Here is a 9830-nt window from a genome sequence, read left to right on the forward strand (position 1 = left end):
TTATTTTTTATTTAATTTTTTCAATTTCTCTAATTCTCTTTATTTCATATCCCGTAAACTTTCCGAAGCGTTGTTTAAACTCATCGCAGGATAAAGTATCAACACTCTTACCTTCTCTTTTTAATTTTTTAACTTCGTCTTCCAGCTTTACATCCCCTAAAGCCTCGATAAAGATATTTTGAGCTTCTCTTCCAAACTCTTTTTCAAAAGTTTTTAGATGTCTGTTTTTTACTTTAGTTATCATTGTCTACCCTCCAAACTTTTTTAATTTAATTGATAAAAAGTATATTCAGTATCAAATATTACTTTTTTCTCTTTTAGTTTTTTCTTTTTAGCATATCGAGTAAAAAAACCTCCTTCTTCCATATCGTAAGCGTATAAATCTTTATATTTACTTGCATATTTTTCTATAAATAAATCCAACGCTTTAGTTGATATTCCCTGATTATTTGAAATTGGATTTGAAATAAATAATTCATTAAACTTCATTTTCTTATTATTTAATGTTTGAAGTTTTTTGTTTTTTATTATTTGTATAAGACAAGATTTATATTGATACTCATCTATTGTAAGACCTCTATTAATAATATTCTCAAGATTTATATAATGTCCTAAATAAATTAATTCTTCAGGAGATTTTGAAATATCGTATTTACTCATAACATTTCCTTAAAAATGTGCGTTTATTTTTCTTTGAAAATCTGTTTGTACTAGTTTTATTATTTCAGTACGCTCAAAATCGCCTAACAAATAAAGTCTGAAAAATATGCAGTATATTCCGTATACATATTCGTATAAATCATGTTTTTGATTTGTTGCTTTTAGTCGATGCCAATAATCAAATATAATTTCGTTTGCTATGCCCACTAGCTTTATACTGATTAATTTAATGTCTTCAGTTTTACAATATTCAGTATTCGCTTTTCTGCTTCCCCATACCGTATTTAATAAAGGCATATTAATTAAATCTTGTGCTTCTCTTTCAGTACAATTAAAATATTTTTGTACTGACTTTACATTCGCTTTGCTGTTAGCAAGAATATGACAAACTTCCGTACCTTCCTCATCTGGATTGAATACGCATTTTCTATAATTGTTTGCTAATATAGCATCTCTAAACTCTTGATTTAATGTCATTTTTTAATCTCCTTAATTTATTTTTATTGCTTTTTTATTTGTATACTTCCGCCAGCGTTCTATAATTATACTGCAGTAATGGGGTTCTATTTCCATGCCGTAACAAATACGGTTTGCGTGTTCGCAGGCTATTAATGTACTGCCAGAGCCTAAAAAACAATCATATACAATCATATCTTCAAGTGTACTGTTTAATATAGCATTTTTTATTAATTCAATAGGTTTCATAGTTGGGTGTAAATCATTTTTTAAAGGTTTAGGAATATCCCATACTGTAGTTTTTATTTTACCATTGCCGTAAAATTTATGTCTATTATACCAACCATATAAAATAGGTTCATGTTTATAATTATAATCGCTTCTTCCTAATACATGATTATTTTTATTCCATATTATAATTTGTTTTAATAATAAATTAGATTTAATTACAGTATCAATCATTAAATATATATCTATTGATTGTGGGCTACAAAAATAAAAACAACTATAATCATTTAATATATATTTAATATTAGTAAAAGCATTATACCAAAGTTCTTTTATTTTATCTATTTCCAAATTATCGTTTTTTATATCTGTTTGTATACTATTACCTTTGTCTATAGAATTAAGAAATTGATTTTTACTTGAATAATTTACATTATAAGGCGGATCTGTGAATACCATATCCGCTTTATTGCCGTTCATAAGCAAGTCAACATTTTCTTTTACCGTACAGTCCCCGCATAAAAGTCTATGTCTGCCTAACTGCCAAATATCACCCTCTTGTACCTCAATTTTTGGTTTCAAGGTATCTATGCTGTCAAGTTCGTCTATATCAAATAATAATGCTTCACTCATAAAGCCAATACTCCTTGACTTGATACAGTTTTTATTCTTTTTACAGCTAAATCGAATATTTCTTTATCTTTTTCCACTCCGATAAAGTTTCTATTCATATCTACACAAGCCTCGCCTAAAGATGCCGAACCCATAAAAATATCAAGCACAGTATCATTCTCATAACTTCCGTATTCTATTAATTTTCTCAAAAGGATAACGGGCTTCTCGGTCGGGTGTCCCCATTCTCTTTTAGAAAGGTACTTAAATATTCTGCTTTTATACTGTCCGCCAAAATGAGAGCCGCTTTCTCTAATGTGAACGATAAACTCAACGTTATGTAAATAAGTCTCTCCAAATGGTCTGCCCCCTTTCTCCCATACAAGAACATTTACTTGATACTTTTTATTTTTCTTTCCCCAGCCGATTATTTCAGATAAAAGCAAATCATTACAAAAACAAAATATATTTATTTTTTCCTGTTTCTTTTTTATCAAATTAAAAACTATATCAACATCAAAGCCCATAGAGATATTTTTAATGAAGTCTATATTTTTTTGACTTTCATCAAATCCTGCATTACCTTTACTATAATCATTATAAAAATAAGGCGGATCGGTAATCACAACATCAGCCTTGCCGTCGAAGTTTTTAAGGAAATCAATACAGTCGCCATGAATTAATTTGCAGTTATTTATCTCAATACTCATTAAAATAATCTCCCTTGTAAATCGCCATTTATAGCCACGGTGTAATTAGTAACTCCGCTTATTTTGTCTTTTCTTTTGCCCGTTTCTATCAGTATTCCGAACTTAAGCATATTGTTTACTCTAGCAGATACTGTAGACTTTTCCATTTTTAAGTGTTCTGCTATTTCTCCTCTTGTTGCTTCTTTAAGTTCAATTAAGGCATTGTATACTCTTGCCTCCTGCTTATTCATAAATTTTGAAACATGTTCGTGATAACAATTAGTCGATGTCTGTCTAGCCATTAGAATGCTCCTAGTTTAAGTAATTCTTGTACTCTTTTGTTCGCTTCAAGGTTCGCTTTTATTTCCGCTTCCCAATCTGCCTCACCGATACTGTTTTTTTCTAAAATACTTGTTATATCAGTTCCATTCAGATTTGTTTTTATATCGTTTATAACGTCATCTTCAGTTTTATCCTCAAAAGTTCGAGGGTCATATAAAGCAGGATATAAAAAGTTATAATACTTACCGCTTCTTGCATTGATTTTTAATAATTCTTTCAAGTCATCTATCCAATCAAAATAAAAACTGGTAAACTTATAGCATTCATTTTTTTTCAAATCTTTTTGGATTGTGTCGTTTACGATTGTGAAAGCATAATACATTTTGTATTTACGTTTTGTGTCAGCTAAATACAACTGTAGTCTTTCAGTGAAAGGGGCATAAAAGTCAAGCCCTTCCTGCAGTCCTTTGGCACATTTTTTCACATCGTGATTATACCAGCCGTCGTAATTTTTAAGCATGACAGCTATTTTTAAGCAGTCAAAATAATTAATAAAATCTCTTTTTGTCTGAAGCACAAATCGATTAAGCTCGTTAGCCCATTTGTGCTTTTGTCCGCCGTAATCTATCTTTTGTTTTTGTTGATTGTTATTTTCTCCAGCCATGAACTACCCCCATAGTTTTTTAGCCTTTATAAAAATCCATGCGTATATCCGACGCTTCCCCTTCGTTTTCTCGCTTCGATTTTAATTTACCGTACTCCGTTAGATAAATATTCAAAAAACTAACAAAGTCTTTTTTTCTGAACCGTACATCGCTTTTATAAGCATCATCAACAGCAAAAACTATAGCCCACCCGCAATTATTAAGCCGTCTTTCAAAGTTCCGTTCTAGGTTCTCAAGCTCATAATATTTTAAGACTTGTCTCAATCCGCTTACAGCCTGCCCTGACATTTTGATAACCCAATTTAAAACACATGCCTTGAAAGTCTCTAAATCCCAATCTCCATAGCTGGCTATCGAGTTTATATTTTCAAAATCAAGTTTTAAGTGTGGGGAGGGCTGATGGGACTGTAATTTGTTTTGCATTCCCACCTCACTTGTATTGTTATTTGTAATATTATATGTATTATTCTGTGTGCAATTTTTTTCACCCGTCCCCTGAAAATTTTTTCGCCCGTCGGGTGCAATTTTTTTCACCCGCGTATCAAAATTGTAATCTTCATAATCGTATTGTTCTTCAAGCTCTACTTGTTTATGCTGTATGTAGATATGTCTTACTTGATTTTTTTTAGTGAGGACTATTTTTATATATCCTGCTTCCTGAAGCTCTTTCAAATAGTTTTGTATAGTTCTAACAGATACAGCATAACGCTCTGAAAAATATTCGTTTTTAGCCCAGCAAAAACCTTTTTCATTACATAACGCAGTTATATCTGCATACAAAAGTTTTGAGTTTGGATTAATATTTTTATCTTGTAAAATGTAGCTAGGGATAACAGCGTAATAACTTCTATTATTCATATTCAAGCCTTTCTCCTTTTTACTTCTCTCATATTCCCGTCTTCATCTACTATAGTTATACTGTCTACTGCATCATTCTCATTAAGAGTTTTGCCGACTGCCTTATCTAAAGCATCAAAAAGTGTAGGCTCTTCATCTAATAGTTCGTACTCTTTTATAAATTTTTTATTTGAAACTGCTTTAACTTTGTATATGACTACAAGTTCGCCTCTGTCATCTGTTATGCCCTCACATAACAGCCAATAGTCTGTAGGCACGTTTACTGCTTTAATATTATTTTTGTCATATTCTCCAGTTTTGATAAAAAGCGTTTCTTGTCCGTCAATTTCTCCGTAATAAGCTCCTTGAAGTTCTAAAACTTTGTCTATTCTTGTGCTATAAAGTTCATCATAGTGATATGCGTATAAAACGCTTTGTCTTTTTTTTACTCTTGTCATTAGACTGCCCTCCGTTTATTTTTTTTATAAATGTTTTAAGACTGTATAAGCTCTTGTTTTGCCTTGCCCAAAGTTTTGTATTCTTATGTATCCCGCATCTTCAAGCTCCTCTAAAGCATCACATGTATTTTTTCTATTTTTATGTATCATCTTTACAAGGTCGCTTATCGTAACAAACGTCTTTTTATATCCGTATAATTTATGCATATCTTGATACACTCTTTTAGCTTCATTGCTTAATTCTGTATCTTCTAATACTGCTTTTAAATTTTTATCCATTTTTTCATTCCTTTTTTATTTATCAGCAGGAGTTTTACCTCCCGCCGACAAAATAATATTTTTTATAAAGAGTAAGTGTATATAAATGTATCAGATCTCTAAAATAAATCCGTCTTTCTCATCATCTATTTGATGCGGTGTTTTATTTCTCTTTTCCTGTTCTTTAATCATATTGTCCCAATCATCATCATTAGCAGATGAAAAAGGATCGTCATCTTCCGATACTGTAACAGCTTGAGTTTGACTGTTTGTTTGATTATTTCTTCTTTCTAAAAGAATTTGTTCTATATATGCCGAATATTCCTCTGCATAGCCTATGAGTTTTCCGCTCTTATAATCTCTGTAATATTTTTCTAGTTTTTCAGTAGACATTTCTGTCCATTTACAGCCTTTCGATATTCCTGTCGGACATATTTCTAGCTTTAATGACTTGTCTATTTGAGTTTCATTTTTAGGGTTATCTAATACACCTTCAGCTATTTTCTTTTTTGTGTATTTCGCATTTAATCTGTATAATCTTTCATCTTCATTAAATGCTTTAGCAAGAGTATATTTTTGATATACTTCTCTCGCCAATATTTTTTTCTTATTCCCTTTTAAGTCTTCTATAGTAAAATAATGAATTACATTATCATTTTCTTTAATATATTCATCTTCTAATATTTTACCGAATATCTGTCTATCTTTATACTCAAATGTTATTTCATCTCCAGCACATGCATTACCTTTCACATCATTTACATATTCTTTTATATAATCTGCATTTTCTATTTTATGTTCGTAAACATCTTTATAAGCATTGTATGTGCTGTCATCTGCTTGAGTATCTATTACATTGTGATTAAATCCTTTATCGAAGTCTTGTACTTCATCTACTAAATAAAGCCCGTCAAGACAAGCAGGGTATAAAGCTCTTATGCCCTCTGCTATACATCTTGCCGCAAGCATCTGTCTTGGATATTTTCTCCAATTATCTTTACCCGATAATCCTACCTGCTTTGCTGTTTCCATTGTCCATGACACCTCAAGTTCTCCAGCTTGAGGGTGTGAGAATAATATTTTACATTCGTTGTCGTCTCTTTTTAGATACTTAATCTTACCGCCTGCATTTTGAAATCTAACTAAAACGGCTTGAGATTTTAAGGCTGGTCTGCCTTGTATGATTGAATATTCCATACTGGCTTGTACGGGATTTTTACCCTCCGCCTGAGCTATCATAAAAAGAGTAAAAACTTCTGCAGGGTTTTTAGTACCTAAAAAATTACTGCTTGCAACCAGCTTTGACATTTTATCTAATTCATCAAAACTGTATTGACTTACTTTATTGTTTACATTTGTACTTAATTGATTATTCATTATCTTTCCTCACTTTCTAAAATGTCATAGTCGGGCTGACTGTCTTTTGTTTTCTTTTTATTTCTAAAAATGATTATTTTTATTTTCCTGCCGTCTATCTCAATATTACCTTTCATAAACTTTTTTTCTTTATTAAGCCATAAAGCTACGATTTTATTACTCATTTTTTTATCTCCTCAATTATTTTTTCTGCACAGCTATAATGCACTTCATAAGTGCCGTAACAGCCGTTTATTTTTAGATACATAACTCTAAAATTGTTATGTATCTCTTCCCCGCAAACTGCACATGTGAGTTTATTTTTTTTCTTAAACATATTTTTTATAAAGTTAATCATACTACCCCCCTAGTATCATTATTCTATTTTATCTGTGTCTATTCCAGTAATCTCTTCAAACATTTCTTTATTGAACTCTTCCAAGCTCATCAAATATTTGATAGCTTGGATAGGCATACCTGCCTAAGCCTCTTTTTTTTGTATTTCTTCTGCTGCTTGGATTGGGGTCAATTCCCACTTACCTCCAAATTTTAAATAAAGATCTCTTAAATTATTGAAAGTAGGTTGCCAGCCGTTTAGATAAGAATAAAGTTCATCTTTTACATCATAAAAACGATGTTTTGGAACTTCTATGCCAAATAAAGAGTAAGTTTCTTTTTTATTAGCTAAAAATAAGGCGTCTGATACGCCAAAGCTATTTAATATACCGAAGGAGTTATTAATTCCATCAGAGCAGCTAACTCCATTAGAGTGGCTAACTCCATCAGAGTGGCTAATCCCACTAGAGAGGCTAACTCCATCAGAGTGGCTAATCCCATCAGAACGGCTAATTCCATTAGAGTTATTAATCCCATCAGAACGGCTAATTCCATTAGAGTTATTAATCCCATCAGAGAGGCTAACTCCATCAGAGTGGCTAATCCCACTAGAGAGGCTAACTCCATCAGAGTGGCTAATCCCATCAGAACGGCTAATTCCATTAGAGTTATTAATTCCATTAGAGCAGCTAACTCCATCAGAGTGGCTAACTCCATCAGAGTGGCTAATCCCACTAGAGAGGCTAACTCCATCAGAGTGGCTAATCCCATTAGAACGGCTAACTCCATTAGAGTTATTAATTCCATCAGAGTGGCTAACTCTATTAGAGTTATTAATTCCATAAGAGCAGCTAACTCCATTAGAGTGGCTAATCCCATCAGAACGGCTAATTCCATTAGAGTTATTAATCCCATCAGAGAGGCTAACTCCATCAGAGTGGCTAATCCCACTAGAGCAGCTAACTCCATCAGAAGTGTATATTTTTAATATTCCGATAATTTCGTCAAAGCTAATTTCTTCTAATATTTTTAGTTTATTTGTACATGATTTTTCTTTATCTTCATCATCTACAACATCGCCTAATATTTCCACTCTATGTACTTTTACCCACTGCACAAGCGGATAAAACTTGAATACATTTATTAATTCTTTACAAAAATGAAGCCCATTCTCGCAAAGTGATAATTTGCCTTCTATTTCATAAACTTTTCCTTCTTCGTATCTAAATTTTTCATCACGAGCATCAGGCTGACAATATAAGCCGTCAGCATCTTTATTAAATGCTTTATATCCTATTATTTTTTCCATTTTCTTACCCCCTTAAAAAATATTATCTGCTTCTATATATGTCATCGCTGTACATATCATATGCACAGTCTGCACATAATTGTCTGCCTTTGTAACTAGATACTTCCCAATCTGAACCGCATACAGAACATCTTTCTGTACACTCTTCTTCTTCATAATACTCAATGTTTCTTTCTTTAAACTCTTTATTCATTTTCTGTTTCCTCATTTATACTACTCAATTTGTAATATATAGTGTTTTCTATAAGTTCTTGTAATAAATTCTCCTCTTTATGCGTAATGCCATATCCTCTGCATTCTTTTAAATATTTTTTATCTTTCAATACTTCAGTTAAAACTTCTTGTACTTTAGAAAAATACTCAACTTTATTCATTTTCTACCTCCTCATTTTTTACCTTTCCGCCGAGTATTACTAAATTATGAACCAACTCCGCACCTTCTACTTTTTTACCGTTTTCCAATGCCTCTTTTATTTTTTTTCTATCAATTTCTAATATTACTATTTCTTTTTGATACTCATCTTTTATCAAATTCTTATCTGTAATATTTACTGTTGCTGTGCTGTTTACTCTTACATTGAAAGCACCTAATCTTTGACTTGAATAATCATTGAATAGATTTATGATTTTGCCTGTTTCAATTATGTTTGATTTTAAGAAATTAATTGATTTCTCTATATTTTTTATTCTCTTGTCTGCTTCTCTTTTTATTTCTCTGTTCATCTCAATTTCATTATTTAATCTCTGTACTGTGTATGCCAGCTTTGACAAGTATTCTTTTACTTCTGCCTCATTTTCTTTTAGATTTGCAGACAATTCTTTTATTTTCTCTGCTAACAGTGCTTTATACTCGTTGTACTCTTCTAACTTTTCAACATCATCTTGTACAGATATGAAATAATTGAGTTTCTCAAGCATATCTTCAAGTTCTTTTATCTTATGCTTGCTGCTTATAGTATTTTCTATTACCTCTTTATTTCCCATTTTTTACTCCTTTAAAATTATTTATATATTTTTTGCTTTCCCTATAGGGTGCTTTACCTTGCTTAGAAAATAAAAAAGACAGACTACTAACTGTTTTTGTTAATAATCTGTCTATGAAAAATATAGGTTTATGGATTATAAAATATTTATATGTATTGATTTTTCTATATGATTTTAGTACACTTTTTGCAAAAAGTTTGATTTTAGTACATTTTTCGGCGGGAAAAAGTTGAATAAAAAATTGACAAACTTAAAAATTTTCAGTATATACCTAAACAACTATAGTTTATCAAAAAATAAATTTTTTAAATTTTGAAATTTTTTAAATTTTGATATTTGCGGGGCTTTGCCCACCACGCTGTGTGCTACGCAACACCCCAGTTCTTTTGTTGGCACAAAGAACCATACGCTGTACGCCTCGCTCTGCGTGCCGTAGGCAGGCGAAAAGACTTCATTTTTACCCAAATTTCAGATATTATCATACATTTAATACATATCTTTAAAATATAAAGTTCTAGCAATTGCATTTTTTGCAACTTTTTTGTGCGGCAAAAAAGTTGATAATTCTGTATAATGTGCACCAATTGACAAAATAAAATTGTTTCAGTATATACCTAAACAATTATAATTTGTCAAAAAATTATTTTTTTTAATTTTAAATATTTGCAGGGCTTTGCCCCGCACCCCACTTCTTTTGTTG

17 protein-coding genes are annotated in these 9830 nt (G+C 31.3%); all 17 read right to left on the reverse strand.

Translation table 11 applies throughout. The annotated features are described in order from the left end of the window. Positions 1 to 7 precede the first annotated feature (7 nt). On the reverse strand, positions 8 to 244 hold the full coding sequence (locus Q1X91_RS02830) for a hypothetical protein (protein WP_300753218.1): 237 nt from the start codon (positions 242 to 244) through the stop codon (positions 8 to 10). 20 nt (positions 245 to 264) lie between these two features. Next, entirely contained in the window at positions 265 to 660 is a 396-nt protein-coding gene (locus tag Q1X91_RS02835) for a hypothetical protein (protein ID WP_300753220.1), read from the reverse strand. A 9-nt stretch (positions 661 to 669) separates the two neighbouring features. Next, a complete protein-coding gene (locus Q1X91_RS02840) occupies positions 670 to 1137 on the reverse strand; it encodes a hypothetical protein (protein ID WP_300753222.1) in 468 nt (155 codons plus the stop codon). Between the two features lie 12 nt (positions 1138 to 1149). Then, positions 1150 to 1977 (reverse strand): site-specific DNA-methyltransferase, encoded by an 828-nt coding sequence (locus Q1X91_RS02845; protein ID WP_300753224.1) that lies wholly within the window; start codon positions 1975 to 1977, stop codon positions 1150 to 1152. Continuing rightward, positions 1974 to 2666: a site-specific DNA-methyltransferase gene (locus Q1X91_RS02850; protein ID WP_300753226.1), complete on the reverse strand. Its 693-nt coding sequence runs from the start codon at positions 2664 to 2666 to the stop codon at positions 1974 to 1976. The genes Q1X91_RS02845 and Q1X91_RS02850 overlap by 4 nt, the downstream gene beginning before the upstream one ends. Further along, a complete protein-coding gene (locus tag Q1X91_RS02855; RefSeq protein ID WP_300753228.1) occupies positions 2666 to 2896 on the reverse strand; it encodes a helix-turn-helix domain-containing protein in 231 nt (76 codons plus the stop codon). The genes Q1X91_RS02850 and Q1X91_RS02855 overlap by 1 nt, the downstream gene beginning before the upstream one ends. Before the next feature lie 50 nt (positions 2897 to 2946). Further along, positions 2947 to 3591: a hypothetical protein gene (locus Q1X91_RS02860; protein ID WP_300753230.1), complete on the reverse strand. Its 645-nt coding sequence runs from the start codon at positions 3589 to 3591 to the stop codon at positions 2947 to 2949. Between the two features lie 19 nt (positions 3592 to 3610). Then, entirely contained in the window at positions 3611 to 4450 is an 840-nt protein-coding gene (locus tag Q1X91_RS02865) for a helix-turn-helix domain-containing protein (protein ID WP_300753232.1), read from the reverse strand. A 2-nt stretch (positions 4451 to 4452) separates the two neighbouring features. Further along, entirely contained in the window at positions 4453 to 4887 is a 435-nt protein-coding gene (locus Q1X91_RS02870; RefSeq protein WP_300753237.1) for a hypothetical protein, read from the reverse strand. 24 nt (positions 4888 to 4911) lie between these two features. Next, positions 4912 to 5166, reverse strand: a complete 255-nt coding sequence (locus Q1X91_RS02875; RefSeq protein ID WP_300753239.1) for a hypothetical protein — start codon at positions 5164 to 5166, stop codon at positions 4912 to 4914. Positions 5167 to 5256: 90 nt separating this feature from the next. Continuing rightward, on the reverse strand, positions 5257 to 6522 hold the full coding sequence (locus tag Q1X91_RS02880; RefSeq protein ID WP_300753241.1) for a hypothetical protein: 1266 nt from the start codon (positions 6520 to 6522) through the stop codon (positions 5257 to 5259). Continuing rightward, entirely contained in the window at positions 6522 to 6686 is a 165-nt protein-coding gene (locus Q1X91_RS02885; protein WP_300753243.1) for a hypothetical protein, read from the reverse strand. Before Q1X91_RS02885 ends, Q1X91_RS02880 begins: the two co-directional genes overlap by 1 nt. After that, complete coding sequence (locus Q1X91_RS02890) at positions 6683 to 6859, reverse strand: hypothetical protein (protein ID WP_300753245.1); 177 nt, start codon at positions 6857 to 6859, stop codon at positions 6683 to 6685. The genes Q1X91_RS02885 and Q1X91_RS02890 overlap by 4 nt, the downstream gene beginning before the upstream one ends. Before the next feature lie 123 nt (positions 6860 to 6982). Beyond that, positions 6983 to 8146, reverse strand: a complete 1164-nt coding sequence (locus tag Q1X91_RS02895) for a hypothetical protein (RefSeq protein ID WP_300753247.1) — start codon at positions 8144 to 8146, stop codon at positions 6983 to 6985. A gap of 22 nt (positions 8147 to 8168) precedes the next feature. Beyond that, positions 8169 to 8339, reverse strand: coding sequence for a hypothetical protein (locus Q1X91_RS02900; RefSeq protein ID WP_300753249.1), 171 nt, complete (start codon positions 8337 to 8339; stop codon positions 8169 to 8171). Then, positions 8332 to 8520, reverse strand: a complete 189-nt coding sequence (locus Q1X91_RS02905) for a hypothetical protein (RefSeq protein WP_300753251.1) — start codon at positions 8518 to 8520, stop codon at positions 8332 to 8334. The genes Q1X91_RS02900 and Q1X91_RS02905 overlap by 8 nt, the downstream gene beginning before the upstream one ends. Further along, positions 8513 to 9130 (reverse strand): siphovirus Gp157 family protein, encoded by a 618-nt coding sequence (locus Q1X91_RS02910; RefSeq protein ID WP_300753253.1) that lies wholly within the window; start codon positions 9128 to 9130, stop codon positions 8513 to 8515. Before Q1X91_RS02910 ends, Q1X91_RS02905 begins: the two co-directional genes overlap by 8 nt. Positions 9131 to 9830: the final 700 nt, after the last annotated feature.

Source organism: uncultured Brachyspira sp. (genome assembly GCF_949287625.1).
GTDB lineage: Bacteria > Spirochaetota > Brachyspiria > Brachyspirales > Brachyspiraceae > Brachyspira.

Excerpts from the sequence above, each read along its gene's own strand:
- Q1X91_RS02830 (WP_300753218.1), bottom strand. The coding sequence starts at position 244 with ATGATAACTAAAGTAAAAAACAGACATCTAAAAACTTTTGAAAAAGAG.
- Q1X91_RS02835 (WP_300753220.1), bottom strand. The coding sequence starts at position 660 with ATGAGTAAATACGATATTTCAAAATCTCCTGAAGAATTAATTTATTTA.
- Q1X91_RS02840 (WP_300753222.1), bottom strand. The coding sequence starts at position 1,137 with ATGACATTAAATCAAGAGTTTAGAGATGCTATATTAGCAAACAATTAT.
- Q1X91_RS02845 (WP_300753224.1), bottom strand. The coding sequence starts at position 1,977 with ATGAGTGAAGCATTATTATTTGATATAGACGAACTTGACAGCATAGAT.
- Q1X91_RS02850 (WP_300753226.1), bottom strand. The coding sequence starts at position 2,666 with ATGAGTATTGAGATAAATAACTGCAAATTAATTCATGGCGACTGTATT.
- Q1X91_RS02855 (WP_300753228.1), bottom strand. The coding sequence starts at position 2,896 with ATGAATAAGCAGGAGGCAAGAGTATACAATGCCTTAATTGAACTTAAA.
- Q1X91_RS02860 (WP_300753230.1), bottom strand. The coding sequence starts at position 3,591 with ATGGCTGGAGAAAATAACAATCAACAAAAACAAAAGATAGATTACGGC.
- Q1X91_RS02865 (WP_300753232.1), bottom strand. The coding sequence starts at position 4,450 with ATGAATAATAGAAGTTATTACGCTGTTATCCCTAGCTACATTTTACAA.
- Q1X91_RS02870 (WP_300753237.1), bottom strand. The coding sequence starts at position 4,887 with ATGACAAGAGTAAAAAAAAGACAAAGCGTTTTATACGCATATCACTAT.
- Q1X91_RS02875 (WP_300753239.1), bottom strand. The coding sequence starts at position 5,166 with ATGGATAAAAATTTAAAAGCAGTATTAGAAGATACAGAATTAAGCAAT.
- Q1X91_RS02880 (WP_300753241.1), bottom strand. The coding sequence starts at position 6,522 with ATGAATAATCAATTAAGTACAAATGTAAACAATAAAGTAAGTCAATAC.
- Q1X91_RS02885 (WP_300753243.1), bottom strand. The coding sequence starts at position 6,686 with ATGAGTAATAAAATCGTAGCTTTATGGCTTAATAAAGAAAAAAAGTTT.
- Q1X91_RS02890 (WP_300753245.1), bottom strand. The coding sequence starts at position 6,859 with ATGATTAACTTTATAAAAAATATGTTTAAGAAAAAAAATAAACTCACA.
- Q1X91_RS02895 (WP_300753247.1), bottom strand. The coding sequence starts at position 8,146 with ATGGAAAAAATAATAGGATATAAAGCATTTAATAAAGATGCTGACGGC.
- Q1X91_RS02900 (WP_300753249.1), bottom strand. The coding sequence starts at position 8,339 with ATGAATAAAGAGTTTAAAGAAAGAAACATTGAGTATTATGAAGAAGAA.
- Q1X91_RS02905 (WP_300753251.1), bottom strand. The coding sequence starts at position 8,520 with ATGAATAAAGTTGAGTATTTTTCTAAAGTACAAGAAGTTTTAACTGAA.
- Q1X91_RS02910 (WP_300753253.1), bottom strand. The coding sequence starts at position 9,130 with ATGGGAAATAAAGAGGTAATAGAAAATACTATAAGCAGCAAGCATAAG.